Origin of the sequence: Vibrio sp. RM-69-4 (assembly GCF_024743775.1) — a bacterium.
In the GTDB taxonomy this organism is placed as follows: Bacteria; Pseudomonadota; Gammaproteobacteria; order Enterobacterales; family Vibrionaceae; genus Vibrio; species Vibrio anguillarum.
In genome coordinates this window covers 77,029-103,381 of sequence record NZ_JAMQXI010000076.1, presented here as the reverse complement: position 1 = coordinate 103,381, position 26,353 = coordinate 77,029, and the positions used below count along the sequence as shown (strand labels likewise).

At 45.9% G+C, this 26,353-nt stretch carries 22 protein-coding genes, 1 other RNA gene and 1 pseudogene; 5 read left to right on the top strand and 19 right to left on the bottom strand.

Features of this window, described 5'->3' with window-relative positions; all coding sequences use genetic code 11:
- Positions 1–45 precede the first annotated feature (45 nt).
- Positions 46–2,772 carry a preprotein translocase subunit SecA gene (secA, locus tag NB504_RS12645; protein WP_258429015.1) on the bottom strand — a complete coding sequence of 909 codons (2,727 nt, stop codon included), beginning with the start codon at positions 2,770–2,772 and terminating at the stop codon, positions 46–48.
- Positions 2,773–3,096: 324 nt separating this feature from the next.
- Here secA and NB504_RS12640 point away from each other — a divergent pair, with 324 nt between their 5' ends.
- Entirely contained in the window at positions 3,097–3,552 is a 456-nt protein-coding gene (locus tag NB504_RS12640; protein WP_017046518.1) for a DUF721 domain-containing protein, read from the top strand.
- Between the two features lie 70 nt (positions 3,553–3,622).
- Here the strand turns inward: NB504_RS12640 and lpxC are convergent, their stop codons facing one another.
- From lpxC to rsmI, 16 genes are all read right to left on the bottom strand, one after another.
- Positions 3,623–4,540: a UDP-3-O-acyl-N-acetylglucosamine deacetylase gene (gene lpxC / locus NB504_RS12635; protein ID WP_258429014.1), complete on the bottom strand. Its 918-nt coding sequence runs from the start codon at positions 4,538–4,540 to the stop codon at positions 3,623–3,625.
- A 97-nt stretch (positions 4,541–4,637) separates the two neighbouring features.
- Positions 4,638–5,855: a cell division protein FtsZ gene (gene ftsZ / locus NB504_RS12630; RefSeq protein WP_017042647.1), complete on the bottom strand. Its 1,218-nt coding sequence runs from the start codon at positions 5,853–5,855 to the stop codon at positions 4,638–4,640.
- A gap of 30 nt (positions 5,856–5,885) precedes the next feature.
- Entirely contained in the window at positions 5,886–7,148 is a 1,263-nt protein-coding gene (ftsA, locus tag NB504_RS12625) for a cell division protein FtsA (RefSeq protein WP_010317995.1), read from the bottom strand.
- Complete coding sequence (locus NB504_RS12620) at positions 7,141–7,914, bottom strand: cell division protein FtsQ/DivIB (protein WP_088718004.1); 774 nt, start codon at positions 7,912–7,914, stop codon at positions 7,141–7,143. Before NB504_RS12620 ends, ftsA begins: the two co-directional genes overlap by 8 nt.
- 188 nt (positions 7,915–8,102) lie before the next feature.
- Positions 8,103–9,563 carry a UDP-N-acetylmuramate--L-alanine ligase gene (gene murC, locus NB504_RS12615; RefSeq protein ID WP_013856083.1) on the bottom strand — a complete coding sequence of 487 codons (1,461 nt, stop codon included), beginning with the start codon at positions 9,561–9,563 and terminating at the stop codon, positions 8,103–8,105.
- Positions 9,564–9,576: 13 nt separating this feature from the next.
- On the bottom strand, positions 9,577–10,638 hold the full coding sequence (murG, locus tag NB504_RS12610) for an undecaprenyldiphospho-muramoylpentapeptide beta-N-acetylglucosaminyltransferase (RefSeq protein ID WP_258429013.1): 1,062 nt from the start codon (positions 10,636–10,638) through the stop codon (positions 9,577–9,579).
- The gene (gene ftsW, locus NB504_RS12605; RefSeq protein WP_038198341.1) at positions 10,625–11,800 is read right to left on the bottom strand and encodes a cell division protein FtsW; all 1,176 of its coding nucleotides are present in this window, start codon (positions 11,798–11,800) and stop codon (positions 10,625–10,627) included. The genes murG and ftsW overlap by 14 nt, the downstream gene beginning before the upstream one ends.
- A gap of 42 nt (positions 11,801–11,842) precedes the next feature.
- Positions 11,843–13,168: a UDP-N-acetylmuramoyl-L-alanine--D-glutamate ligase gene (murD, locus tag NB504_RS12600; protein WP_405054811.1), complete on the bottom strand. Its 1,326-nt coding sequence runs from the start codon at positions 13,166–13,168 to the stop codon at positions 11,843–11,845.
- A 27-nt stretch (positions 13,169–13,195) separates the two neighbouring features.
- Entirely contained in the window at positions 13,196–14,278 is a 1,083-nt protein-coding gene (gene mraY / locus NB504_RS12595) for a phospho-N-acetylmuramoyl-pentapeptide-transferase (protein WP_017046513.1), read from the bottom strand.
- The gene (gene murF, locus NB504_RS12590; RefSeq protein ID WP_088721282.1) at positions 14,275–15,633 is read right to left on the bottom strand and encodes a UDP-N-acetylmuramoyl-tripeptide--D-alanyl-D-alanine ligase; all 1,359 of its coding nucleotides are present in this window, start codon (positions 15,631–15,633) and stop codon (positions 14,275–14,277) included. Before murF ends, mraY begins: the two co-directional genes overlap by 4 nt.
- Positions 15,630–17,117, bottom strand: coding sequence for a UDP-N-acetylmuramoyl-L-alanyl-D-glutamate--2,6-diaminopimelate ligase (gene murE, locus NB504_RS12585; protein ID WP_258429011.1), 1,488 nt, complete (start codon positions 17,115–17,117; stop codon positions 15,630–15,632). Before murE ends, murF begins: the two co-directional genes overlap by 4 nt.
- Before the next feature lie 16 nt (positions 17,118–17,133).
- Entirely contained in the window at positions 17,134–18,864 is a 1,731-nt protein-coding gene (locus tag NB504_RS12580) for a penicillin-binding transpeptidase domain-containing protein (protein WP_258429010.1), read from the bottom strand.
- Positions 18,861–19,178: a cell division protein FtsL gene (ftsL, locus tag NB504_RS12575; RefSeq protein ID WP_010318013.1), complete on the bottom strand. Its 318-nt coding sequence runs from the start codon at positions 19,176–19,178 to the stop codon at positions 18,861–18,863. The genes NB504_RS12580 and ftsL overlap by 4 nt, the downstream gene beginning before the upstream one ends.
- Before the next feature lie 3 nt (positions 19,179–19,181).
- Positions 19,182–20,132, bottom strand: coding sequence for a 16S rRNA (cytosine(1402)-N(4))-methyltransferase RsmH (gene rsmH / locus NB504_RS12570; RefSeq protein WP_010318016.1), 951 nt, complete (start codon positions 20,130–20,132; stop codon positions 19,182–19,184).
- Between the two features lie 200 nt (positions 20,133–20,332).
- Positions 20,333–20,736, bottom strand: an RNA gene (gene rnpB, locus NB504_RS12565) — RNase P RNA component class A.
- Between the two features lie 119 nt (positions 20,737–20,855).
- Entirely contained in the window at positions 20,856–21,722 is an 867-nt protein-coding gene (gene rsmI, locus NB504_RS12560; RefSeq protein ID WP_013856074.1) for a 16S rRNA (cytidine(1402)-2'-O)-methyltransferase, read from the bottom strand.
- A gap of 69 nt (positions 21,723–21,791) precedes the next feature.
- Here rsmI and NB504_RS12555 point away from each other — a divergent pair, with 69 nt between their 5' ends.
- The 4 genes and pseudogenes from NB504_RS12555 to NB504_RS12540 all read left to right on the top strand — a co-directional run bounded on the left by NB504_RS12555 (position 21,792) and on the right by NB504_RS12540 (position 25,119).
- The gene (locus tag NB504_RS12555) at positions 21,792–23,597 is read left to right on the top strand and encodes a penicillin-binding protein activator (RefSeq protein WP_258429393.1); all 1,806 of its coding nucleotides are present in this window, start codon (positions 21,792–21,794) and stop codon (positions 23,595–23,597) included.
- Positions 23,584–23,952: pseudogene (locus NB504_RS12550) on the top strand (YraN family protein). Before NB504_RS12555 ends, NB504_RS12550 begins: the two are co-directional and overlap by 14 nt.
- A gap of 3 nt (positions 23,953–23,955) precedes the next feature.
- A complete protein-coding gene (locus NB504_RS12545; protein ID WP_010318025.1) occupies positions 23,956–24,546 on the top strand; it encodes a phosphoheptose isomerase in 591 nt (196 codons plus the stop codon).
- A 3-nt stretch (positions 24,547–24,549) separates the two neighbouring features.
- Positions 24,550–25,119, top strand: a complete 570-nt coding sequence (locus NB504_RS12540) for a BON domain-containing protein (protein ID WP_017042658.1) — start codon at positions 24,550–24,552, stop codon at positions 25,117–25,119.
- An 87-nt stretch (positions 25,120–25,206) separates the two neighbouring features.
- On the opposite strand, the gene sspB is transcribed toward NB504_RS12540, so the two are convergent.
- Positions 25,207–25,686 (bottom strand): ClpXP protease specificity-enhancing factor, encoded by a 480-nt coding sequence (sspB, locus tag NB504_RS12535; protein WP_026027949.1) that lies wholly within the window; start codon positions 25,684–25,686, stop codon positions 25,207–25,209.
- 9 nt (positions 25,687–25,695) lie between these two features.
- A complete protein-coding gene (gene sspA, locus NB504_RS12530) occupies positions 25,696–26,331 on the bottom strand; it encodes a stringent starvation protein SspA (protein WP_026027272.1) in 636 nt (211 codons plus the stop codon).
- Between the last annotated feature and the right edge of the window lie 22 nt (positions 26,332–26,353).

The window sequence follows — 26,353 nt, the reverse complement described above, 5'->3', positions numbered from 1 at the left end:
AAAAAAGAGTCGCCTAAGCGACTCTTGGGGTGATCATTCAAGGGATCAGTTGATCTGTCCGTGGCACTGTTTGTACTTTTTACCGCTACCACAAGGGCAAGGCTCATTACGACCAACTTTACGCTCTTCACGAACCATAGGCTGGTGCCCTTGATCTTCAGAAGCTTCATCTGCAACCGAACTGTCGGCACTTTGGTGCTGGAACTGTTGGCGACGCGCGGCTTCTTCCGCCTGTGCTTGACGCTGTGCTTCCATACGTTCAACTTCTTCTTGCTGCTGTACGCGCACCTTCGACAAGATAGTAATCACATCGGTTTTTAAAGAATTCAGTAGTTCTTCAAACAGCTCAAATGACTCACGCTTGTACTCTTGTTTTGGGTTTTTCTGCGCGTAGCCACGTAGGTGGATGCCTTGGCGCAAATGATCCATCGCCGCTAGATGCTCTTTCCACAAGGTATCCAGAGTTTGTAGCATGACCGATTTTTCAAAATTACGCAGAACAGAAGCCCCAACTGCTTTCTCTTTTTCACGATACACACTAACCGCTTGTTCAAGAATACGTTCGCGCAGCGCTTCTTCGTACAATTTATCATCAGCATCTAGCCATTGCTGTAATGGCAGCTCTAAATCAAAATCGTTTTTCAAACGATCTTCCAATCCTTTAACATCCCACATATCCTCAAGTGATTGTGGTGGAATGTATTCGTCAATAACGGAAGTCAGAACATCTTGACGATTCTGCTCAATCATTTCGCTGATATCGTCTGCTTCCATGAGCTCATCACGCAGCTCATAAACTACTTTACGTTGATCGTTAGCAACATCATCGTATTCAAGAAGCTGTTTACGAATATCAAAGTTACGTCCTTCGACTTTACGTTGTGCTTTTTCAATCGAGCGAGAAAGCATCTTACTTTCGATCGCTTCACCTTCATCCATACCACTTTGGATAAGGCTTGCCATACGATCTGAGGTGAAGATACGCAGCAGTGAATCTTCCATCGATAGATAGAAACGTGAAGAACCCGCATCCCCTTGACGACCAGAACGACCACGTAACTGGTTATCGATACGACGAGATTCGTGGCGTTCAGTACCAATAATGTGCAGACCACCAGCGGCTAACACTTGGTTATGAACCTCTTTCCACTTCGCTTTGATCTCATCGATCTGCTCTTGTGTTGGATTATCTAGCTGCTCAATTTGTGCCTGCCAGCTGCCGCCCAATACAATATCAGTACCACGACCTGCCATGTTAGTCGCAATCGTCACCGCGCCCGGAATACCCGCTTGCGCTACAATTTCTGCTTCTTTTTCATGGAATTTCGCGTTAAGCACGTTATGTTTCACTTTAGCTTGCTTCAACGCATTAGAAAGTAGTTCAGATTTCTCAATCGAAACCGTACCGACTAGGGTTGGTTGACCTTTTGCAACACGCGCTTTGATGTCTTCAATGATCGCCGCAAATTTTTCAGCTTCAGTGCGATACACCACATCAGGCATATCATCACGAACCATAGGTTTATTGGTTGGGATCACCACGGTTTCCAAACCGTAAATCGATTGGAATTCGAACGCTTCGGTATCGGCAGTGCCCGTCATACCAGAAAGTTTTTCGTATAAACGGAAATAGTTTTGGAAGGTGATCGACGCAAGAGTCTGGTTCTCGTTTTGGATTTTAACACCTTCTTTCGCCTCGACAGCTTGGTGTAAACCTTCAGACCAACGACGACCTGGCATAGTGCGGCCAGTGTGCTCATCAACGATGACCACTTCGCCCTCTTCTGTCACGATGTAATCAACGTTTTTCTCAAATAACACATGCGCACGCAATGCGGCATTGACGTGGTGAAGTAAGCTAATGTTCGTGGGTGAATAAAGAGTATCGCCCTCTTCCATCAAACCATTTTTCACCATCAACTCTTCAACAAATTCTTGACCCGTTTCAGTCAAATGAACTTGTTTTGATTTTTCGTCAACCGTGTAGTGACCATCACCACGATACTCTTCAGAATCTTCTTTATCTTGCTTTTGCAGAAGTGGAATGAGGGTATTAATGCGGATGTACAACTCAGAACTATCTTCTGCAGGACCCGAGATGATCAACGGCGTTCGCGCTTCATCAATAAGAATCGAGTCTACTTCATCGACTACGGCAAAGAAACGTTCACGCTGTACACGATCTTCTTTACGGAAAGCCATGTTGTCGCGTAAGTAATCGAAACCAAACTCGTTATTGGTCCCGTAAAGAATATCGGCTTGATAAGAAAGTTTTTTCTCTTGTGGTGGCATATTGGGTACGTTAATACCGACCGTCATGCCTAAAAATTCAAACAGTGGGCGGTTTGTTTCTGCGTCACGTTTAGCAAGATAATCGTTGACAGTAACAATGTGCACGCCTTTGCCAGGCAAGGCATTGAGATACGCAGGTAAAGTCGCGGTTAACGTTTTACCTTCACCAGTGCGCATTTCTGCGATTTGACCCGCGTTGAGAACCATACCGCCGATCAACTGTACGTCGAAGTGACGCATACCATATACGCGCTTGGACGCTTCACGCACGGTGGCAAATGCTTCAGGAAGTAATTGGTCTAAGGTTTCACCTTGCTCTAAACGTTGACGAAACTCAACCGTTTTGGCTTTTAATTCTTCATCAGTTAGTGCTTCAAAAGTAGGCTCGTAGCTGTTGATCTCTTTGACAATTTTTTTAAGGCGGCGCAGCGTTCTGTCATTGCGACTGCCAATAACCTTTGTCAGTAGCTTAGTTATCATGTGTCAGGAATCTCTCTTTATTAGATCGTTTTCGATCTACTCTTAATGCCGTCAGTCTCTACCAGTTTTGAACTAAGGATACTGAGATAAATCATGTATCACAGATATTGTGACGGTGAGGTTTATTTTCAAGGTATTAAATAATTATGTAACGCATAGTGTAAGGAATTTTTGCGGCAACAACCAATAGCAAAACTATTTGTTTGAAGCACACTTAATATTTTTACGCTTTTTGAGCACTGTTTAAGCAATAACATGGATTTATTACTATACGCATCATAGGCACCACAATAGAATTGAATGGCAACTTAAGAGGGAGACACCATGCGCGATCACCGTCCCACGTTAACGAAAGAGCTGATCAGCGATTCATCTCTAAAGAAAATACAGCAACATGCCACCGAGATCCTCGCTTTAAATAAAGTGCTCAATAAGTTGCTTCCTAAAGGAACGGCCGATCATGTCCGAGCCGCTAATGTGCGCGGTGGTCACTTAATCGTTGAAGTGGCCAGTGCATCAATAAAAATGAAGCTTGATTATGACCGATTACACATTTTGAATCAGTTACGCAACCAAGGATTTGCCAAATTGATCAGCATTGAGCTCAAGATAAACCCAGCGCTCTATCGTAATCGTGGTATGAAAGAAGAAAAAGAAACGGTCGCTCGCCCACCACTATCTGAAAATACGGCCCAGGCATTACTGATGGTGGCGAGTAGCGCTTCCCCTAAAGTCAAAAAACGTTTGGAAAATTTAGCGAAATTGGCTAGGCCCAAATAAGCGTCATCAATGAATTAGTACAAATAAAAAGGCCAGACAGTTGTCTGGCCTTTTTATTTAAAAATTGCGATTAAGCGAGAACCATATTTGGTTCAGCAAACGCCACTGGAGAGCCAACTTCTTCTTCAAAAGTAGCCCATTCCCACGCCTCTTGGTCGGCTAAGACCGCACGCAGTAGCTGGTTATTTAAACCATGGCCTGATTTATAAGCACGGAACTCACCCACAATGGAATGACCACACATGTACAAGTCACCAATGGCATCCAATACTTTATGAGTGACAAACTCATTGGCAAAACGCAAACCTTCTTCATTAAGAATACGGTATTCATCTAATACGATGGCGCAATCAAAGCTACCACCTAAACAGAGGTTTTGCGATTGTAGGTACTCAATGTCACGCATGAAACCAAAAGTACGAGCTCTTGAAATTTCTTTGACGAAACCTTGCGAGGAAAAATCAAACACCATGCGTTGTTCATCAGAATCGATAGCAGGATGTTGAAAGTCAATCTCAAAATCCATACGAAAACCGTTATGGGGTACAAGTTCCGCCCACTTATCACCATCTTCAAATCGAACTGGTTTCTTAATTCGAATAAAACGTTTTGGTGTATTCAGCGTTTGAATGCCTGCTTGTTGTAGCAAGTAAACAAATGGGCTAGCACTACCATCCATAATAGGAATTTCAGGTGCGTCAACTTCGATGATAACGTTGTCGATTCCCATGCCCGCTAATGCTGCATTTAAGTGCTCAACAGTAGAGATACGAATACCTTCATCGTTGACCAAAGCAGTACATAGCATGGTATCGCGAACAGATTCAGGATCCGCAGGGAAGTCTACTGGAGGATTGATATCAGTACGGCGGTAAATGATCCCAGTGTTTGCAGCAGCAGGGCGAAGCGTTAATGTGACTTTACGACCAGAGTGTAAGCCCACCCCAGTTGTTTTCACTATTTCTTTCAGAGTTCGTTGTCTGCTCATCTACTTGCCTCTATGTCAGTGCGACAAAACACGGTCGGTAAAGCACCGACCGCGAATGCTACCATAATTTTGAACAGTGTCAAATTATGTCTAATTGTTAATCAGCCTGACGACGTAAAAATGCTGGGATATCAAGATATCCATTTTCCTTATCTGCTTTCGGTGCCGTATTTTGACTTGCACCGGAAGAAGATGAAACAGTTGACGACGATGCTGATTGCGGTTTCACTTCTGCTCTTTCTTGCAAAGGCTGTGCCGTTTTTTCTTCGATTTTCGCTGCTTGTTGAACCATTTGTGGCTGAACTGCTGGTGCGACTTTGGCTTTACCGCCTGCAACTAAAGTAATGTCTGGCTTTTTCTCATTGCCAATACCCGTTGCAACAACAGTCACGCGAATTTCGTCTGCCATATCAGGATCTAACGAAGTACCGATGACAACTGTCGCATTGTCAGAAGCAAACGCCTTAACAGTATTACCGACGGTTTCGAATTCGTCTAGTCGCATATCCAAACCAGCAGTAATATTGACCAACACGCCACGAGCGCCTGCAAGATCAATATCTTCCAAAAGAGGGCTAGAAATTGCCATCTCTGCCGCTTCTTCTGCACGATCTTCGCCGCGAGCTACTCCACTACCCATCATCGCGTGGCCCATTTCTGACATCACAGTACGTACGTCAGCAAAGTCCACGTTAATCATGCCTGGGCGTGTAATTAGCTCTGCAATACCTTGTACTGCATTTTTAAGCACATCATTCGCACTCGCAAATGCTTCAAGTAAGGTAATACCACGACCTAACACTTTCAGTAGTTTTTCATTAGGAATGGTAATCAAAGAGTCAACGTGTTTTGACAATTCTTCAATACCTTGCTCAGCAAATGCCAAACGCTTTTTTCCTTCAAAACTGAAAGGTTTAGTGACAACCGCTACGGTTAAGATACCCAGTTCTTTGGCAACTTCTGCAATAACAGGAGCAGCACCTGTACCTGTACCACCGCCCATACCAGCTGCGATAAACACCATATCGGCACCCATCAGAACTTCTTTAATTCTTTCTCTGTCTTCTAGAGCTGCATCACGTCCAACTTGCGGGTTTGCACCAGCACCCAAACCTTTAGTGATATCACCACCAATTTGAATGACGCTACTTACGCTTGTTTTACGAAGTGCTTGCGCATCGGTATTGACACTGATGAATTCCACGCCTTCGATGGACTCACGCACCATGTGTTCAACAGCGTTACCGCCACCACCACCAACTCCAACGACTTTAATTACAGCATCGTCAGACATTTCCATCATCGGTTCAAACATGTGTTATCTCCGTTTTCCCTGCAACTCAGGTTAAAACTCTTTTTGTATCCAGTTACGCAAACGACCAATTAAGCTCGACATGGATTGGCGTTTCGGTTCGCTGTATTCCGTGTCGTCATTAATTTGGCTCTCTTTCGCATAATGAAGTAAACCAACCGCCGTAGAATGATACGGCTCTTTTACGTAATCTGTAAGGCCACTCACCTCTAAAGGCTTGCCTACGCGAACTTGATTGCGAAAAACGCGTTCCGCACACTCAACCAAACCTTCAATTTGCGCAGCGCCGCCAGTTAAAACAACACCAGCCGCTAAATGGTGTTTAATGCCATTTTTGCGCAATTTGTCTTGGACAGTATCTATAGTTTGGTTAACTAATCCCATTAATTCAGTGTAGCGAGGTTCAATCACTTCCGACAAGGTTTGTCTTTGCAAACTTCGCGAAGGTCTTCCTCCTACACTTGGGACGTTAACGGTATCATCCTTGCTTACCAATTCACTCAGCGCACAGCCATATTTTACTTTAATCTCTTCAGCATCACTGACTGGTGTGCCAAACGCAAAAGCAATATCACTGGTTACTGCATTTCCTGCATAAGAAAACACTTCAGTATGTCGTAACGCACCACCGGTCCAGATAGCAACATCCATAGTGCCTGCGCCTATATCAATCACGCACACACCTAACTCTCGCTCATCTTCCGTAATAACTGCATTACTTGCCGCTAAACCAGAGTAAACCAGTTGTTCAACTTTTAAACCACAGCGTTCTACCGCTTTGATAATATTTCTCGCCATATCATTATGACAAGAAATAAGATGCACGCTCACTTCCATGCGCACACCTGATAAACCAAGCGGGTTTTTAATTCCCTCTTGGTAATCAATCGTAAATTCTTGAGGAATGACGTGCAATATTCTTTGCTCTTCCCCAATTTTTATTGATTTGGCGGTATGAATCGCTCGATCCATATCCTCTTGAGAAACTTCTTCATCCGAAATAGTTCCCATGCCTTTTTCAATACGGCTCGCAATATGTCGCCCAGATAGAGAGAGAAACACATTACTAATTTGGCATTCCGCCATTAATTCTGCTTGGTCAACCGCTCTTTGGACAGACTTAACGACCGATTCAAGATCGTTAACTCCCCCTTTATCCATCCCACGGGATGGGCTCGTACCAGCGCCAATAATATTAATTTGACCGTCAGGCAGTATTTCACCGACTAAAGCTGACACGGTGGCTGTGCCTATATCAAGACCAACAATAATGTTGTCATCAGCGGTCTTAGTCATTTTTACTCTCTTGTGCTTCTTGTTCAGGGAACCAACCTACTGCGGCTCCTGTATCATATCTAAGATCGATATAGCTAACTTGTTCAGCTTTATTACCTAAATTCTTATACAGCGAAATAAAACGTGCAACTCGCTCATCTAGTGATTCTTTACCTAACTCTAAGCGGATGCCATTATCTAAAATTATTTGCCACGCTCGACGATCGTTGAGTAACAGTGACGATATATTTAAGTTTAATGATTGAAACTTAGGGTTCGTTTTATTCCAAACATCCAGTACTTCGTGACTGGTTCCTTGCGGGCCATAAAGTTTCACTCTATCGCCGTTCAATTGACCAATATCACCATTAAATACCGTGCCATATCCGTCTAACAAAGCGTTGCCATTCCAAATCGCTACCGCTCTATACTCTGTCAGAAACACTTTTATTGTGTCAGGCCATTGTTTACGAATCGATGCATGGGCCACCCACGGGATGACCTGTACACTCGATTGAAGTACGTTAATATCTTGCGACATGAAAGTACCGATATGATCCAACTGAGCAAAAGCGCGCTGCACATCTAGCGAAGATACGTATTGCAAGTCACCTTGTAGAACAATTTTTGAAAGCGGTAGCCTCTGTTCGTCCCACATCCAACTGAGTGTTGAATAAATGAGTGAACTTATCAGCAACAACACCACAAATAAAAAAATAGCGCCAGCGGCGTGATCTTTTATGAGTGGCGAACGGGACACAGCTCGGCTTTCATCGAACACATTCATTAACAAAGCCTGATGTTCCTGTTTCTAAATCGCAATCGCATGCCCTATTTGGTTCACAATAGAGGTAAAAGCACTGACTTTAACCTCCGGATTATACTGAGGTCGCTGAAAGTATCAAACATTGAAAGTAATAAATCTGGACTGGATACCATGTTATTCAATATTGATACACAAATAAGCCATTTAAATTAAACCTGTTGCATTTTACTGATATTCAGTTCGAGTCCCGCTAAATGTTTCGCTACCTTGCCGATATCCCCAGCACCTTGCGTCAGCACAAGGTCACCATCTTGTAATACATTAGCCAGAATCGAAGGCAGTATGGTGCTGTCGGGAACAAAAATAGGATCAATTTTACCGCGACTGCGTATCGTTCGGCACAACGATCGACCATCGGCTCCCGCAATCGGCTTTTCTCCTGCTGCATAGACATCGAGCATGATCAGCACATCGACTTGCTCCAGTACATTGGCAAAATCATCATACAGATCGCGAGTTCGACTGTAGCGATGAGGTTGGAAAATCATCACTAGCCGTTTTTCTTGCCAACCACTACGCGCCGCCTTAATAGTCACGCCCACCTCGGTCGGATGATGACCATAATCATCAACGAGCATCGCAACCCCATTGCCCGTATCAAATTCGCCCAGATGATCAAAACGACGTCCCGTACCTTGGGTGCTCGCCATCGCTTTTAAAATCGCTTCATCGCTGATGTCGTCTTCCGTTGCCACTGCAATAGCCGCGGAGGCATTAAGCGCATTATGACGACCTGGAATATTAAGCGTGATATCCAGATTGGCTCGTCCCTGTCTGACGACCGTAAACTGGCCTTGTTGCCCCTGCTGATGGTAATTCTCAATCCTGACATCTGCATCATCGGCAAAACCGTAGGTGATCACTTGACGGCTGATACGTGGAATGATTTCACGCACAACAGGATCATCAATACATAATATCGCCTGACCATAAAATGGCAGGTTGTGTAGGAAATCGATGAAGGTCTGTTTGAGCGTTTCAAAATCACCGCCATACGTATCCATGTGATCCGCTTCGATGTTGGTCACGATACTAACCATAGGCTGAAGATGAAGGAATGAAGCATCACTTTCGTCAGCTTCAGCAATCAAAATTCGACTTGAGCCCAAACGCGCATTGGTGCCGGCGCTTTTGACTAACCCGCCATTAACAAACGTAGGATCTAAACCAGCCTCAGAATAAATTTGCGTAACCAATGCCGTAGTCGTTGTTTTACCATGCGTACCAGCCACCGCAATGCCATGACGAAAACGCATTAATTCCGCCAACATTTCTGCACGACGAACAATAGGAATGCGTCGCTCACGCGCCGCTTTCAGTTCAGGATTTAGCTCATCGATTGCAGTAGAGACTACCACTACGCTGGCGAGTTCAATATTAGTGGCTTGATGACCGATATAAATGATAGCCCCTTTACTTGCCAATCTTTCAGTCACAGGGTTGGAAGCAAGATCAGAGCCGGTAATTTGGTAGCCTTCATTGAGCAATACTTCTGCAATTCCGCTCATTCCCGCCCCACCAATACCGACAAAGTGAATACACTTGACGCGGCGCATCTCTGGCACCATGGCACGGATTTGAGCTAAATCTTGAGTATGTTTAATGGTCATGAAAAATTTCTCGTTATTGGGTAAGTGCGATGATAGCGTCGGCAACGACTTTATCAGCATCCAGTTGTGCGGCTGCACGCGCTTGTTGCGCCATCAACAGCAGATCATGACGCTCAAGAGAAGCAATCTCTTGCGCTAGTTTTTCTACTGTGAGCTGCGGCTGTTCAATCATTTTGGCCGCACCACAAGCGACTAAGTGATCCGCGTTAAGCGCTTGCTGTCGGTCTTTATGCATAAAAGGGATAAATATAGCGCCAACACCGGCCGCTGCCACTTCAGAAACCGTTAATGCTCCCGAGCGGCACACCAGTAAATCAGCCCACGCATAAGCGCCAGCCACATCCTCAATGAACTCAGTAACGTGTGCATTTTTGATCTGAAGCGCGCGATAAGCTTGCTCAACCGACTGTTGATTATTCTTGCCTGCTTGATGGCAAACTTGGTAATTATCGCCAAGCACAGCTAGTACGTCAGGCAAAGTTCGGTTGAGAATCTGCGCACCTTGGCTGCCGCCCATCACGAGAATGCGGATCGGTTCATTTCGCTCAGCAAAGCGTACTTGCGGTGCAGGTAATGTAGCGACATCTTGACGTACAGGATTACCTACGACTTGCGCCTCAGTAAAGGCTCCGGGGAAGGCTTGAAATACGCGTTTGGCAATTTTCGAAAGCCAACGGTTGGTTAACCCTGCTACGGCATTTTGCTCGTGAAGCACAACGGGAATTCCCATAGACCACGCTGCCACGCCACCGGGGCCACTGACGTATCCGCCCATGCCGAGCACCGCATCAGGTTGCCACTGCTTCAAATAACGACGCGCTTGAAAAATCGCGTTCACAATTTGAAAAGGCGCTTTCAGCAAACGCCCTATGCCTTGGCCACGTAAACCTTTGACCTGAATAAAGTCGATCTCAATACCATGTTTAGGCACTAATTCTGCTTCCATCCGATCCGCAGTCCCTAGCCAGCGGATCTCCCAACCTTGCTGTTGGAGCTGTTTAGCCACAGCGAGACCGGGAAAAACATGTCCCCCCGTGCCACCAGCCATAACCATTAAACGTTTATTGTTTATCATTGGATTCTTTTTCTATAGACACTCGATTGCGATCTTTGAGTCGACATTCATGATCAATTCTCAATAAGATCGACACCGCAACCGACATAATAATTAAGCTTGAACCGCCGTAACTGATCAAGGGCAGCGTTAGGCCCTTAGTCGGCACCATACCCGCTGCAGCACCCACATTGACGAGTGTTTGGAATGCAAACCAAATTCCAATACCAAAGGCCAAATAGCCACCAAATTGCTGATCATGCTCAAAGGCTTTTTTACCGATAAACACCGCTTTAAGCACTAGACTAAAAATCAGCAGTAGAACCAGTACAACGCCAATAAAACCGAGCTCTTCAGCCAGCACTGCAAATACGAAATCAGTGTGCGCTTCAGGTAAGTACTCTAGCTTTTGAATCGAGTTACCAAGCCCTTGACCAAACCACTCTCCACGACCAAAGGCCATCAAAGATTGAGTCAATTGATAACCGCTGCCAAACGGGTCTTCCCACGGGTCAAGAAATGAAGTTACACGGCGAATACGGTAAGGCTCTGCCGCAATCAGTGCGATTACCGCAACAATTCCAGCCACCATGAGCGCAATAAATTGTGACAGTTTGGCCCCAGCAATAAACAGCATACCAAACAGAGTCACAAGCATCACAACCACGGTTCCCAAATCTGGCTGACCAAGTAGCAAGATAGCCAAGGTTCCAAACACCATAATCGGTTTCATGAAACCACCAAAAAAGGTTTGCCTCACTTCATCTTGTTTACGAACTAAGTAACCAGCCATGAAAATAAACAGTGACAGTTTCGCGACCTCAGCAGGTTGCAGGTTAAATAACCCCAAAGGGATCCAACGCGAGGCACCATTGACCGATTTGCCCGCGAGCAAAACCACAATCAGCAGCATAAAAGAGACGCCAAGTAGCACCGAGCTGTATTGCATCCAACGTTTCATTGGCACTTGCAACACCACACTCGATGTCACGATGGCCAGCATCAAGAAAATGGCGTGACGAAACATAAAGTGAAACGGTTGATCCGTTAAACGCGAACTGATAGGAAACGAAGCCGATGTCACCATCACAAGCCCAGTCAGCATCAAACCTAAAGCAATCCATACCAATTGACGATCAAACAAGGCTTCAGGCGCTTGGCTCTGAAACCATTGACGAGTCATTTTGATGAGGCTTGAAAAGGACAAAATGCAATTTCCTGTTGATTAAGCGTAACGCTGCGCAAGCTCGGCAAAGGCGTCACCTCTGGCCATAAAGTTTTTAAACTGATCAAAACTGGCACAAGCAGGCGAGAGCATCACCATATCACCACGACGCAGCTGCGGTTTGATCGATACGATAATCTCTTCCATCGATGAATAGAACTGAGCCGATGGATGCAGTGGCATGAATTGCCCACCGTCAACGCCAAAACAGCACAGTTTTACGTTCAATGTTTTTAGTATCGGTGCTAATGGCGAGAAATCAGCGCCCTTGCCAACGCCCCCCACAAGCAGATACAAAATCCCTTGGCAATTTAACCCCGACAACGCCGCTTGAGTGCTTGCGACATTGGTCGCTTTCGAGTCATTGACCCATTTTACGCCGTGATTATCAGCAACAACCTGACAACGATGTGTCAGCCCGCGGTAAGATTTCAATGCATCAAGCGCAGATGAGTAATCAACACCCGCCAAATCGAGCAGTGCGAGCACAGTGAGCACGTTAGCACTATTGTGTCGTCCCACTAAGCTGAGTTCTTCGCTTGCTAACAATGGCGTGCCTTTCGCCACTAAGAACGATTTGCCATCAATCATTTGCGTGCAATAGTCCGCGTCATGTTCAACGGAAAAACGTGCGATGTGACCTGAAAATGAGGGAGGTTCCGTCTGGCTATCATCGGCGTTCACGACCGCCGCTTGCGCATACTTAAAAATGCGCAATTTAGCTTGGCGATACGATTCCATACCATCGTAGCGATCCATATGATCTTCTGTCAGATTGAGAAAGGCAGCAGAGACGAGTTTTAAACTTGAGGTCGTTTCTAGCTGGAAGCTTGAGAGCTCCAGCACATAAAGATCGGCCTCTTGCTGAAGTAGATCTAAAGCAGGCACACCAATATTGCCGCCAACGGCAACCTTAACCCCAGCAGCTTTAGCAAGCACTCCGGTTAAATCCGTCACTGTGCTCTTACCGTTGGATCCGGTGATAGCGATAACAGGCTTATCCACCTGCCAAGCAAAGAGCTCAATATCGCCCACCACGGGAATATGTTGCGCTAACGCCTGTTGAATCTCTGGCGTAGCTAAAGCAATGCCCGGATTGGTAACAATCAGGTCAGCGTCAAATAACCAAGCTTGGTTCCAGCTGCCACAATGTAGCTCAACTTGCGAGCTTAAATGTTCTCGACCTGGCGGGTTGTCCCGCGTGTCGATCACCTTAATCGTGAGCGAGCGATCTAAACTCAAAAGGTAGTTCACCACCGAGAGGCCCGTCATACCGAGCCCCACGACCACCACATTATTAACAGTTTGCCAACGATCCATCTTCATTCCATTCAACGCCGTTTTGCTCTATCACTAGCGCACTTTTAGTGTAGCCAAACCCACTAACACCAACACAATTGAGATAATCCAAAAACGGACGATCACACGTGGTTCTGGCCAACCTTTCAATTCATAGTGGTGATGGATAGGCGCCATCCGGAAAATGCGTTGACCACGCAATTTGTAGGAACCGACTTGTAAAATCACCGACAAGGTTTCCATCACAAACACGCCGCCCATGATCACTAACACAAACTCTTGACGAACCAACACCGCAATTGTACCGAGTGCACCGCCTAGAGCGAGTGAACCCACATCGCCCATAAAGACTTGTGCAGGATAAGTGTTGAACCACAGAAAACCTAAACCGGCCCCCACAATTGCAGTACACACCACCACTAGCTCTGAGGCATAAGGAACATAAGGAATATGCAGATAACTGGCGAAATTGACGTTCCCAGTTGCCCATGCAATCACAGCAAAACCGGCAGCAACTAAAACCGTCGGCATGATGGCTAAACCATCCAGACCATCGGTTAAGTTCACCGCGTTACTGGTTCCGACGATGACAAAATAGGTCAGCACAATGTAGAGCAAACCCAGTTGCGGCATCACATCTTTAAAGAAAGGCACCACAAGCTGAGTAGCAGCGGTATCGTTGCCATGTGCATAGAGAGCAAACGCCACTATCAACGCAATGGCCGACTGCCAAAAGTATTTCCAGCGCGCGATCAATCCATCACTGTTTTTACGCACCACTTTGCGATAATCATCCACAAAACCGACGACGCCATAACCAAGCAGCACCGCGAGTACAGCCCACACGTAAGGGTTTGAGAGATCAGTCCACAGCAGTACGGTAATAATGATAGAGGCGAGGATCATCACTCCGCCCATGGTTGGCGTACCGCGCTTACTAAAATGTGATTCTGGACCGTCGTTACGCACTACTTGACCAATTTGCAGTAGTTGCAAACGTTTAATCAAGCGCGGCCCCATCCATAACGACAGAGCAAGTGCGGTTAAAATACTGACGATGGCCCGAAATGAGAGATATTCGAACAGACGAAAAAAAGAGAAGTATGGCTGGAGTAGATCCGCGAGCCAAATAATCATGAGTATTTCTCCTTGAGAGCAGCCACAATTTTACTCATACCCGCACTGTTTGCACCTTTGACGAGTAAGGTATGAGACTCTTGATCGAATTGTGATAATTGCTGCTCGATATAAGCAATCATGTCCGCATGGCTTTCAAAATGGAGGCCATGGCATAGGTCACTGATCACTTTTGCATCGCGACCGTAAGTAAGGACATAGTCAAACTGGAATGGTGCAGCATGTTCACCGACTTGACGATGAAGTGCAAGGCTTTCATCGCCCAACTCAGCCATATTACCTAAAATTAACCAACGCCTTGCAGAGAAAGTGTTAAGTAGATCAACCGCCGCTTTCATCGCTGGAACACTGGCATTGTAACTGTCATCAATCAGTTTCACAGTCGTGCTCAATTGGGTGACATCAACACGCCCTTTCACCTGAGCTAGATGCGCAAGTCCGTACTGCACCTCTTCAAGATTTGCACCCAACTCAATGGCTAATGCCGCCGCCGCCAACGCATTGGAAACGTTATGTTCACCCACAATATTGAGCCCAATGTCAATATGACCGACGGGTGTGATCATTTCAAACCGAGCTTCACCTTGTTCATTAAGCCTAATACCACGGGCGTAAAAATCTGCCATTTGACGGCTGGAAAAGGTTTTAACGGTTTTGTCCGCTAAAATAGCACTCCACCGCTCACCACCGTGGCTTTCTAAATTAATAATGGCTGTCGCACCTGAAGCAAGGCCTTGATAAATTTCACCTTTCGCCTGTTTTACACCCTCAATTGAGCCAAAACCTTCCAGATGCGCCGCGGCAACATTGTTCACCAATGCGACATCCGGCTTCACTAAAGAGGTGGTATAAGCAATTTCACCAATATGGTTCGCCCCTAACTCAATCACCGCATACGCATCATTAAGATCAGAGCGAAGCAGAGTGAGCGGCACGCCGATATCATTATTAAAATTGCCAGCAGTAAAGAGCACGCGCCCTTTGGCTGATAAAATATTTGCCACCATCTCTTTGACTGTGGTTTTACCGCAACTGCCTGTAATCGCAGCAGTCGGTGTTTGACACTGTTGATGAACCCAAGCGCCAAGCTGGCCTAACGCCAGTTTGGTGTCGGTGACCACCAGTTGAGGAACCGAAACCGCCAAAGGGCGCTGAACCAATAACGCCTTTGCACCAGACGCAACCGCTTGTGCAGCAAACTCATGAGCATCAAATTTATCACCGACCAAGGCAATAAAGAGCGCACCGGGTTTGATTTGACGCGTGTCGGTCGAGACCTCAGACACGGTGACATCACAACCAACCAATTGTGCATGCAAAACGTGCGTCAATTGCTGTAAAGAGACTTCTATCATGCACTTATCTCCAGTAAGGTTTGCGCCGTTTCGCGATCCGAATAGTGGATAGTTTGATGGGCCATCACTTGATAATCTTCATGCCCTTTGCCTGCCAATAAAATGATGTCTTGCTGATCAGCATGTTGCAGGGCGTATTGCACGGCAGCGTAACGATTGTGTTCAACGTGTGCGCGACTTGCAAACTCAAGCCCTGCCACCATATCTTGCACAATGTCTGCCGGTTTTTCGCTACGAGGGTTATCGTCGGTCAAAATGACCTTATCGGCGCAGCGCTCTGCAATTTCGGCCATCATCGGGCGTTTGCCTTTATCACGGTCGCCACCACAACCAAAAATCGCCCATAGCTGACCTTGGCAATGAACGCGAAGTGCTAATAGTGCTTTTTCCAAAGCATCAGGCGTGTGTGCATAATCGACGACGATCTTCGCACGATTTGGCGCTTGAAAGAGCTCCATTCGCCCTAAGACTGGCTGCAGTTGAGAAGCCGTTGTCATCAAGGCTTGTTTATCAAAACCTAAAGTCAGCATAGTGGCAAAAGCGAGTAGAAGATTGCTGGCGTTAAATTCGCCAATCAACGGCACGCTCAATTCACCTTGACCATAGTAGCCGTCGAAGGTTAATGAAATACCATTATCACTGTAAGAGACCGAGCTCGCCCACAGCGCTTTAGCGCATTGCGGTTGCTGCTTTAAAGAGACGGCAATCGGTGCTTTCAGCTGTGCTAACCAACTCGCACCCACCGCATCGTCGGCATTAATGACAGCGTGTTGGCAGTGATGAGCGGTAAATAAGGAGAGCTTTGCTTTGGCGTACTCTTCCATGGTGCCATGATAATCGAGATGATCGCGGCTTAAGTTAGAAAACACGCCCACAGCGAACTTCAGTGCTTGAACTCGCCCTTGAACTAATCCGTGCGAAGAGACTTCCAGCGCAGTATAGCGAGCGCCCTGCTGCGCTAATTGATAGAGTGTTTCTTGGACCTCAATGGCATTACCTGTGGTATTGGCGGCAGGCTGTAAATGGTTGAGAAAACCATTCCCCGTAGTACCCAGCACCGCCGCTTTCTCGCCTAACAAGTCAATCCACTGCGCGATTAATTGAGTAATGGTGGTTTTACCGTTGGTTCCCGTAACCCCAATCAACGTACTGGTCTTCGAGCGGTAAAGCCGCGATGCCAGTTGAGATAGATGTTGGTTTAGATCAGCAAGGTAAATCACTAACACGCCATTGACGGTAGCCATACTACCATGCAGATACTGCTCACACGCTTGAGCCAATACCAGATTCGCCCCAGCTTGAGTGGCGCTATCAATAAACTGCCTTCCGTCGATGGTATGGCCGACCACTGCAATAAAGGTATCATTGGGTGATATTTTACGGCTATCGAGCACTAAACGAGTCACCGACAACGTTGAAATAGAATGGCCATCGAGGTCAAGCCAAGGGGCGATGAGATCTTGTAAACACATACTCGGCGTCATTGTGCTTCTCTCTTAATTATTTTTGGAATCGATTTTCATCAGGAGCGACATTGAGGATCTGCAACGCTCCTTTCATTATTTCGGCAAAGACAGGGCCGGCAACGGAGCCGCCATAATATAAGTCACCTTGAGGTTCATTCACCATCACCACTAACGAGACTCGAGGGTCGCTCACTGGAGCCACTCCTGCCGTGTAAGCAAAATATTCATCACCATAACCGCCGGCAATCGCTTTGCGCGAAGTGCCTGACTTGGCCGCAATACGATAGCCCGGAACCGCGGCTTGAGTTGCTGTGCCACCGGGTTGGGTAACGGTTTCTAACATTTCCAACACTTTCTTAGCATTAGTTTTATCAACCACTTGGCGTGACAAATCTTGCTGGTTGCTGTCAATAATATGGATTGGTTGGTACTGACCTAAATTGCCTAAAGTAGCATAAGCATGAGCCAACTGAATGGGGGTAATTGACAAACCATAGCCAAATGCCAAGGTGGCAATTTCAAACGGTGACCAACGGCGGCGATTCGGGAAAATACCCAAAGTCTCACCGACGAGGTTTAAACCGGACATTTCACCAAGCCCTACAGAGGTATACATACCTAATAAGGCTTCGAGAGGCATTTCAAGCGCCAGCTTAGCCACTCCGATGTTACTCGATTTTTTCAGAATTAAGGTTAAATCGGCTTTGCCGACTTTTGAGGTATCACGCACTCGACTGCCGCCGATTTGCATGATGCCATTCCCTGTATCTATCACCATTTTGTCATTTGCAACGCCATTTTCAAGCGCGGCCAATACTACAAAAGGTTTAACAGTTGAGCCCGGTTCAAAGGCGTCCGTGATCACGCGGTTACGCATTTTAAAACTTTGCCAATCGGAACGGTTATTGGGGTTGTATGAAGGGGCGTTAACCATCGCTAATACTGCACCCGTTTTCACGTCGAGCAAAATGGCCGATGCCGAAGTGGCACGATAGTCCGCTACAGCTTGCTTGACCGCACGAAAGGCGATCGCTTGCAAACGTTGGTCAATGGTCAACGCCAGTGGCTTGCCCTCTTCACGCTCTTCAAGCGAGATATTTTCCACCACTCGGCCATACCGATCTTTGCGGATCACCTGTTTGCCAGCTTCCCCCGTCAGCCATTTATCATAGCTGCGCTCAACCCCTTCTAAACCGTGGCCATCGATGCCCGTCACACCAATTAAGTGCGCACTCGCCTCACCGGCTGGATAGTAACGGCGAGATTCGGCCTTGAGCCCCACACCCGCTAATTTAAGTTCGCGAATATAATTGGCCATTGCAGGGCTCACTTGACGCTGCAAATAGATAAAACGGCGGGTTTGGTTCTCTTCAATTTTTTTCAGCAGCTCACTGCGCTTAATGCCTAACACATCAGCCAGTGCGTACCAACGTTCACGTTCAACTAAGCCGCCGGCTTTAAAAATAGCCACAGGATCAGCCCATACTGCATCAACAGGAACACTGACTGCGAGAGGTTCACCATTACGATCTGAAATGATTCCGCGTGCCGATGGCAAGGTTTTGGCTCGGACAGAGCGCATATCCCCTTCGCGGATCAAATTATCCGGTTCGATAATTTGGATGAAGGCAACACGCCCAACCAATAAAGCGAAAGCAACGAATACAAAAAAGAGGATGAGATAGAATCGCCAACGGATCAAAATAGGAGATGTCGCTTTTTCTTGACGAGGTGCCGCTTGGGCTTTGTCTTTGTTTTTTTTCATTTGAGCGTAATCACCACTTCTTTATCAGAATCAGGTCGCTTCATTTCCAGCTCTTGTTTGGCAAGATTCTGCACGCGGCTATGTTCTGCGAGGGCCGTTTCCTCAAGAATGAGGTTACGCCATTCATTATCGAGCCGCTCGCGCTCAACTAAGGTTTGATCTTTTTCTGAAATCGCCTGCCTAGAATGATGGGTAATAAACACCACTCCCATCGCACTGGCAAAAATTAACATTAACAAAATAAGCGGCACTCGACCCACCGTAAACAGGTCAAGTGCAATCAGTTTGGTTAAGTTAGGCGGCGACTTAGACATGGACTACAGTTTTTCAGCAACTCGTAATACTGAGCTGCGTGAGCGGGGATTGAGTTCCACTTCTTCTTTAGTTGGCATAATCGCTTTCCCAACTGGTTTTAAGTTGGCTGAGCCCAATGCCTGAATTTGTATTTCTGTTAACGGCAAACCATGTGGAACCTCTGGGCCTTTACTCTCTTTACGAATAAAGCGTTTGACCATGCGATCTTCAAGCGAATGGAAACTGATCACCGATAAGCGCCCTTGTGGGGCTAAAATCTTGGCTGCACCTTTTAATGCAGTGTCGATCTCTTCTAATTCACTATTGATATAGATACGAAATGCTTGAAATGAGCGCGTAGCCGGGTGTTTTTTCTCTTTAAAGCTTTTCGGCGCAGCTTCTGAAATCAGTTTAGCCAATTGACTGGTGCGCGTCAGAGGCTCTTTTTCATCGTCTTCACGGTAAGCGACAATCGCTTTGGCAATACGGCGCGCGTGCTTGTCTTCACCAAATTCACGAATCACCCAAGTAATGTCGTCCAAATCGGCTTGCGCAAGCCACTGCGAGACAGGGATCCCTGACGTCGGGTCCATACGCATATCAAGCGGGCCATCTTTCATGAAACTAAACCCGCGCTCGGCATCGTCCAACTGCGGCGAGGAAACGCCTAAATCAAGTAGCACTCCATCCACTTTCCCAACCAGATCGTAGCGCTCAGCGTATTGTGCCATGCCAGAGAATGGGCCATGAATGATAGTAAAACGCGGGTCGTTAATTTTTCCAGCTTCAGCAATCGCTTGTGGATCGCGGTCTATGCTGTAAAGCCGACCATTGTCACCCAACTTAGAGAGAATTGTACGACTATGACCACCACGGCCAAACGTGCCGTCGATATAAATACCGTCTGGTTTGATAGCAAGGCCATCAATGGATTCATTCAGTAGTACAGAAATGTGTTGAAAAGGTTCAGTCATCGTTTTCTCATCGGGCTAAAGCTGAAATATAGCAATCGGCTACGGCGCAAGTATTCAGTTTACTGATTTAACGCCGCATCGCTACCACTTGACGTTGGCATCACGTGATATTGCGCTAAGTTTAGTGCTTACGAAATAATTTTCGTCAATAAAAAGCAAAAAACCCATCATAACCGCAAGAGTTATGATGGGTCTGCAATAGGTGGAGTTGACGTATAAGCCGGGTTCTGTTCCGCTTGCGCGGCAGTAGCCATTCGTCTAGGCCAGCAATCACTCACTGGCTCAAGCAACCTACCCGCTTCCTTACGCGAGCAACGCAATGTGGAAGCCTATTTGGTCTTGCTCCGGGTGGAGTTTACCTTGCTACGAACTGTTGCCAGACGCACGGTGCGCTCTTACCGCACCCTTTCACCCTTACCTGTGCCCATTCCGAAGAAATTGGGCCATCGGCGGTCTTCTCTCTGCTGCACTTGTCGTAGGCTTTCGCCCCCCAGGCGTTACCTGGCACCCTGCTCTATGGAGCCCGGACTTTCCTCCCCTCCATCAGTCTCCCCAACACAAGGCTAAAGGACATCAATGAAGCAGCGACTACCCAGTCAACTCCGAGGGCGGATTGTATAGAGAAAGATAGGTACTGTCTAGGCTCAAACAACTTCTGTGTTTAATTCACGCTTAAGCGTTTAATTATCCATCGATTTAAAACATCAAGATGCCGCTGGCTAATTAAGCAGATAGGTTTTCAAGCCCCCACTTATAAAGGGCATTTTTCTTAAGGTTATAAATTTCAGCCGCCAATGCGGCCGCTTTTTTCAGAGGCAGCTCTTTTGTCAAAATCGCTAAACTGCGCAATGCTTCGTCCGGCAAGCTATCGTCCACGCTTTCTCTGTAACCATGGATCAGTAACACCATTTCACCACGCTTGCGGTTCTCATCTTCATTAATCCAATTAATCAGTTCGCCTAACGGCAAACCTTGAATCGTCTCGAAGGTTTTGGTGAGCTCGCGGGCTAGCACCACGTTACGATCTGGCCCTAAGATAGCTAACATATCTTGCAGTGATTCGCTAATTCGGTGTGGTGACTCATAAAAAATACAGGTGCGTTCAGCCTTAGCGATCTCTAGGAATTTATCTTTACGCCCTTTGCTTTTCGGCGGCAAAAAACCTTCAAAACTGAAACGATCAGAAGGCAAGCCTGATGCACTGAGCGCAGTAATCACAGCACAGGCGCCCGGAAGTGGCACAACTCTCACACCAGCTTGACGACATTGATTGACAAGATGGTACCCTGGATCACTGATCAGTGGCGTTCCTGCATCAGAAACCAACGCAATAGATTGCCCTGATAATAATTTATCGACTAACACTTGTGCTTTTTGCTGTTCGTTGTGATCATGCAAGGCAAAGGTTTTAGTCTGGATATTGAAGTGAGCGAGAAGTCTGCCAGTATGGCGTGTATCTTCCGCAGCGATAACATCAACACTTGAGAGTACTTCAATGGCTCGCTGGGTAATATCACCCAAATTGCCAATTGGCGTAGGAACAATGTAGAGAGTTGGGATCTCTGCTGGCAAGGTTTTGCTATCTGTCATTTGTTTACCATCACTTCAACGATTAATATAGAGACAATTTTACACGGAATAACGAAAGAACTCATGGCTATGAAGAACCATCCGAGACTCAGTGTACCACGCTTATTCACGCCCGTTGCATTAGCAATGGCTTTGGCGGCGTGTTCGTCTTCACCGTCGACGCCCACCTCAGTCGATATTACGCAAGATCCTACCAAGTCAGCGCAAACTTACTTGATGCAAGCAGATAGTAGCCAAGGTTCACTGCAAAATGATTGGTTGATCATGGCTCTTAAAGCCGCCATTAACGAAAACAACAGCGAACAAGCGCAACTGTTGATTATGCGCTTAGCCAAACAGTCGCTCTCTGAAGCGCAACAAGCTGAATGGCAAATGGCTAAGGCGCAGTTGTTGAGTAATGCGGAACAGTTTTCACAAGCGCTCTCTCAGCTTAATTTTCAGGCTTGGTGGAAGCTAAGCCCTGAAACATGGGCTCAATACCATCAAATGCGCGCCGATATTTTTACCGCGCTCAGCCGCCCTTTTGATTCAAGTAGGGAGCTTATTGCATTAAGCACTTACGTTGATGATGCCGAGCAAGAGGCGATTGCCGATCAAATTTGGCTCAATTTCAATCACTATAGCGAACGTGAAATTACCCAATTAAATCCAGAGCCTAACGAAAACGTGCTCGATGGCTGGCTACAACTGGCTGTATATATGAAAACGCTCAATAGTAATATTCCGCAGTTGAAGAATACGCTCGAAAAATGGCTTGCGGAAAACAGCAATCACCCAGCGGCTCGTTATACGCCTAAAGCGATACAAGATGTTTTAGCGCTGGAAATCATCAAGCCCACTAACACCGCGTTGTTACTTCCTCTTTCAGGAAAGTTTGCCACGCAAGCTCAGTTGATCCGTGATGGCTTTATCATGGCGATGATGAATGACCGTAACCGTGACCTCAATGCTACCTTGACTGTGATTGATACCAATGCCGAAGACGCCGCGCTCATAGACAAGCAATTGATTGAAAAAAACATTGATTTCATTGTTGGGCCACTCATCAAAGAGAACATCGAGAATCTACATAAGCTTCAACAAGCACGCTTAGCTTCTATCCCTACGCTGGCGTTGAATATTCCAGACCAAATTGAAGATCATCCTAACACTTGCTATCTTGCACTTTCGCCAGAGCAAGAGGTTGAACAAGCCGCTAAGTATCTGTTTAGCCAAGGCTATCAGTACCCTTTAATACTCGCTCCTCAAGGTAATTACGGCCAGCGTGTAGTAGAAGCGTTTAACGCAGAATGGCAAAAATACAGCAAGAATAAAGTATCGGTGAACCTATTTGGTGATAAGCGTCAATTGCAACGCAACATTAACTCAGTATTTGGTCTGCAAGATAGCCAACAAAATATCGCGCAAATGGATGCGTTGATGGGTATTGATTTACAAAGCCTGCCCCGCAGTCGTCGTGATATCGATTCGGTTTATATCGTGGCTAACAGCGCAGAATTGACTTTAATTAAACCCTTTATCGAGGTCGCAATTAACCCTGACACTAAGCCACCTAAACTGTTCTCAAACTCTCGTAGTAACAGTGGTAACACACAGTATGAAGACCTCTCTGGTGTAACTTATAGCGATATTCCATTACTCATTCATCCCAATTCAATGCTGGATAATGAAATGAACCAATTGTGGCCAAAGAACTCCAATAGCGAGCGACGCTTACAAGCATTAGGTATGGATGCTTATCAGTTAATGATTGAGTTACCACAAATGAAAGTCGTCGAGGGGTATAGTATCGATGGCAAAACAGGCACATTAAGTATTGATGAGCAATGCGTGGTACAGAGAGAGATCAGTTGGGCGGTGCATGGCGCTCTTTAGTCGCCGCGCAGTTGGTCAACAGTATGAAACTGCAGCCAAACACTATTTATTAGGTTGTGGTTTGGCTTTTATTGAACAAAACTTCAATACCAAAGTCGGTGAAATCGACCTCATTATGCGAGATAAAAACACCTTAGTGTTCGTAGAGGTTAAATACAGAAAAAACCAATGTCATGGGCATGCCGCAGAAATGGTTACTACCGCAAAAATGGCAAAGTTGATGAAAACCGCGAATTTATGACTACTGAAACATGGCCTATCGCCCTATGACACCGATTTTCGTTTCGATGTGATCGCCATCCACCAAGATGTGCACCACATTGAGTGGATTAAAAACGCAATAACTCAAGGATAAACGATGCTCGACAGCATTAAAGACAGTTTTACCGAAAGCATCCAAATTCAAATTGCGGCTGCTGAAGCACTACCCCATGCGATCACGCATGCTGCACAAGCCATGGTGGCAACGCTACTTAACGGTCATAAAATTCTCTGCTGCGGTAATGGTGGCTCTTCGGCCAATGCCCAGCTTTTTTCTTCTTGCTTACTGAACCGTTTTGAAACTGAACGTCCGAGTTTACCCGCCATTGCATTAACCGCAGACAATACTACGTTAACCGCAGTTGCTAACGACTATCACTACCAAGAAATATTCTCGAAACAGGTACGTGCATTTGGTCAACCTGGTGATGTTTTGTTGGCTATTTCAACCAGTGGTAACAGCAAAAACATCATTAAAGCGATGGAAGCGGCTGTGACTCGTGATATGACGATTATCGCTCTCACAGGCAAAGACGGTGGAGAAATGGCTGGTCTTCTAGGTGAAAATGATGTGGAGATCCGCATCCCCTCGCAGCGGACGGCTCGAATCCATGAAGTTCATATGGTCACCCTACACTGCTTATGTGACTTGATTGATCAAGTCCTTTTCCCTTCTCATGAAGAATAGACAATGAATAGATTAAAACTTTCACTCATTCTACTGTTGAGCTTTGCTGTATCAGGTTGTGCAGGAGTTATTCTTGCTGGCGCGGCAACAACAGCGAGCCTAGTAACAGACCCTCGAACCACTCAAGAAATTTGGAATGATAATAACATCGAATTTGAAGTAGCAGGTATCGCCAATAAAGCCCCCTTTAACGGAAAAACTCGCATTACGGCCAGTTCTTATCAAGGGATTGTCGTGTTGATGGGACAAGCTGAAAACTCCGGATTACTCAATGAGTTTGAAAATAAAGCACGTGAGACAAAAGGGGTCAAAACCATTCATAATCAAGTCAGAATAAAAGCGCCTTTATCAATTGGCGAAATCAGTAACGACAGTTGGATTACGACTAAAGTAAAATCAGCGCTGTTGGCCAATTCTGAACTGAACACAATCAAAATCAAAGTAATCACAGAAAATAGAGAAGTATTTTTACTTGGCTATGTCTCGGCAGAACAGGCTAATCTAGCCAGTGATATTGCCCGAAACATATCAGGCGTAAAACAGGTGATTAAGGCATTTCAATACAGCGAATAACCTCGGTTATCCTTTGTTTTTTTTTAGAAAAAAAGCAGCGAATATCGCTGCTTTTTCGATCATGACTGCTTAATGTGTGAAAATGAGTTACTTAATAACTCTTAAGCTTGGTTTTCCCTTCGGCCGAGAGGTTTCTTGTGCTCGAGTCTCTAATAATTCCTCATCTTCTTGAGAAGCAACGCTTAACATCGGCTCTTGTTCAGATTCCTCTGTTATGCCCGCTTCTAGATAAGGGATATAGGCCTCTTCAGGTTCAAACATAGTACCTGCACCGTTTTCACGTGCATAGATAGCTTGTACTGCGTACAAAGGCACTATGACCGAATGAGGACGTCCGCCAAAGCGAGCATTGAACGTAATCGCTTCATTGCCAAGCTCAAGGTTACCTATCGCTCTTGGGGCAAGATTAAGGATAATTTGTCCATCTTGCACAAACTCCATCGGCACTCGTACACCCGTAAGAGTAGCATCCACAACAACATGAGGAGTCAATTCATTTTCTAATAGCCAATCATAAAATGCTCTAAGCATATAAGGTCGGCGAGGAGTCATTTGAGAGATATCCATCAAACTGCCTTAACGAACTAAACGCATCTCACGTTCAGCTTCTGTTAAAGAAGCCAAGAATGAATCACGCTCAAAAACACGATTCATATATACTTTAAGCTCTTTAGAGCCAGGACCAATCAGATCAATACCCAAAATAGGTAAGCGCCATAGTAATGGAGCTAAATAACAGTCAATGAGGCTAAACTCTTCACTCATGAAATATTCGTATTCCGCGAACACAGGACCAAGAGTAAGCAGATCATTGCGTAATTTATTACGAGCTGCTTCTGACTCTTCCGCATTACCCTTCACGACTTTCTCAGCCAGTGAGTACCAGTTTTTCTCAATACGGTAAATCATCAAACGGCTATTACCACGAGCCACAGGATAAACAGGCATCAGCGGTGGATGAGGGAAACGCTCATCTAGGTATTCCATGATGATCTTTGAGTCATAAAGAGCAAGCTCACGATCAACTAACGTTGGTACTGTCTTATATGGGTTTAGCTCAATAAGGTCAGCTGGCAGATTGGTTTCATCAACTAATTCTACTTCAACACTGACACCTTTTTCCGCTAGAACAATACGTACCTGATGACTATACATATCAGATGCACTCGAAAATAGCGTCATCACAGAACGTTTATTGGCAGCTACAGCCATGGAGCCCTCCAGCACACTTACA

Excerpts from the sequence above, each read along its gene's own strand:
- secA (WP_258429015.1), bottom strand. The coding sequence starts at position 2,772 with ATGATAACTAAGCTACTGACAAAGGTTATTGGCAGTCGCAATGACAGA.
- NB504_RS12640 (WP_017046518.1), top strand. The coding sequence starts at position 3,097 with ATGCGCGATCACCGTCCCACGTTAACGAAAGAGCTGATCAGCGATTCA.
- lpxC (WP_258429014.1), bottom strand. The coding sequence starts at position 4,540 with ATGAGCAGACAACGAACTCTGAAAGAAATAGTGAAAACAACTGGGGTG.
- ftsZ (WP_017042647.1), bottom strand. The coding sequence starts at position 5,855 with ATGTTTGAACCGATGATGGAAATGTCTGACGATGCTGTAATTAAAGTC.
- ftsA (WP_010317995.1), bottom strand. The coding sequence starts at position 7,148 with ATGACTAAGACCGCTGATGACAACATTATTGTTGGTCTTGATATAGGC.
- NB504_RS12620 (WP_088718004.1), bottom strand. The coding sequence starts at position 7,914 with ATGAATGTGTTCGATGAAAGCCGAGCTGTGTCCCGTTCGCCACTCATA.
- murC (WP_013856083.1), bottom strand. The coding sequence starts at position 9,563 with ATGACCATTAAACATACTCAAGATTTAGCTCAAATCCGTGCCATGGTG.
- murG (WP_258429013.1), bottom strand. The coding sequence starts at position 10,638 with ATGATAAACAATAAACGTTTAATGGTTATGGCTGGTGGCACGGGGGGA.
- ftsW (WP_038198341.1), bottom strand. The coding sequence starts at position 11,800 with ATGACTCGTCAATGGTTTCAGAGCCAAGCGCCTGAAGCCTTGTTTGAT.
- murD (WP_405054811.1), bottom strand. The coding sequence starts at position 13,168 with ATGAAGATGGATCGTTGGCAAACTGTTAATAATGTGGTGGTCGTGGGG.
- mraY (WP_017046513.1), bottom strand. The coding sequence starts at position 14,278 with ATGATTATTTGGCTCGCGGATCTACTCCAGCCATACTTCTCTTTTTTT.
- murF (WP_088721282.1), bottom strand. The coding sequence starts at position 15,633 with ATGATAGAAGTCTCTTTACAGCAATTGACGCACGTTTTGCATGCACAA.
- murE (WP_258429011.1), bottom strand. The coding sequence starts at position 17,117 with ATGACGCCGAGTATGTGTTTACAAGATCTCATCGCCCCTTGGCTTGAC.
- NB504_RS12580 (WP_258429010.1), bottom strand. The coding sequence starts at position 18,864 with ATGAAAAAAAACAAAGACAAAGCCCAAGCGGCACCTCGTCAAGAAAAA.
- ftsL (WP_010318013.1), bottom strand. The coding sequence starts at position 19,178 with ATGTCTAAGTCGCCGCCTAACTTAACCAAACTGATTGCACTTGACCTG.
- rsmH (WP_010318016.1), bottom strand. The coding sequence starts at position 20,132 with ATGACTGAACCTTTTCAACACATTTCTGTACTACTGAATGAATCCATT.
- rsmI (WP_013856074.1), bottom strand. The coding sequence starts at position 21,722 with ATGACAGATAGCAAAACCTTGCCAGCAGAGATCCCAACTCTCTACATT.
- NB504_RS12555 (WP_258429393.1), top strand. The coding sequence starts at position 21,792 with ATGAAGAACCATCCGAGACTCAGTGTACCACGCTTATTCACGCCCGTT.
- NB504_RS12545 (WP_010318025.1), top strand. The coding sequence starts at position 23,956 with ATGCTCGACAGCATTAAAGACAGTTTTACCGAAAGCATCCAAATTCAA.
- NB504_RS12540 (WP_017042658.1), top strand. The coding sequence starts at position 24,550 with ATGAATAGATTAAAACTTTCACTCATTCTACTGTTGAGCTTTGCTGTA.
- sspB (WP_026027949.1), bottom strand. The coding sequence starts at position 25,686 with ATGGATATCTCTCAAATGACTCCTCGCCGACCTTATATGCTTAGAGCA.
- sspA (WP_026027272.1), bottom strand. The coding sequence starts at position 26,331 with ATGGCTGTAGCTGCCAATAAACGTTCTGTGATGACGCTATTTTCGAGT.